Source organism: Vibrio sp. YT-19(2023), from assembly GCF_033337395.1.
In genome coordinates, this window is the sequence record NZ_JAWOQN010000912.1 from 1 (window position 1) to 562 (window position 562).

The 562-nt window shown below is 51.2% G+C and carries 1 protein-coding gene; it reads left to right on the forward strand.

What is annotated here, in order from left to right; genetic code table 11:
* Positions 1 to 562: dihydroxy-acid dehydratase (locus R7E78_RS29145; RefSeq protein ID WP_318059022.1), on the forward strand; the 562-nt coding region annotated here is incomplete at both ends.

Here is a 562-nt window from a genome sequence, read left to right on the forward strand (position 1 = left end):
CTCGCTGTTGGCAACGCATGCCGACCGTAAAGAGCTGTTTATCGATGCAGGTAAACGCATCGTTGAACTTACCAAACGCTACTACGAGCAAGATGACGAAACGGCTCTACCACGCAATATCGCGACCAAAGCCGCATTTGAAAACGCGATGGCACTCGACATCGCAATGGGCGGTTCGACCAATACGGTGTTACACCTTTTAGCTGCAGCGCAAGAAGGTGAAGTCGATTTTGATATGACGGACATCGACCGCATGTCTCGCCAAGTACCACACCTTTGTAAAGTGGCTCCTTCAACGCAGAAATACCACATGGAAGATGTACACCGTGCGGGTGGCGTTGTCGGTATCCTTGGTGAACTGAACCGTGCAGGTCTGCTGCACAATCAGTCTAAGACTGTCCTAGGACTGACTTGGGAAGAACAGCTAGCCAAATACGACATCATGCTGACCGATTCAGAAGAAGTGAAATCATTCTACCGTGCTGGCCCTGCGGGTATCCGCACCACACAAGCATTCTCGCAAGATTGTCGCTGGGATACCCTCGATAATGACCGCGCGGAA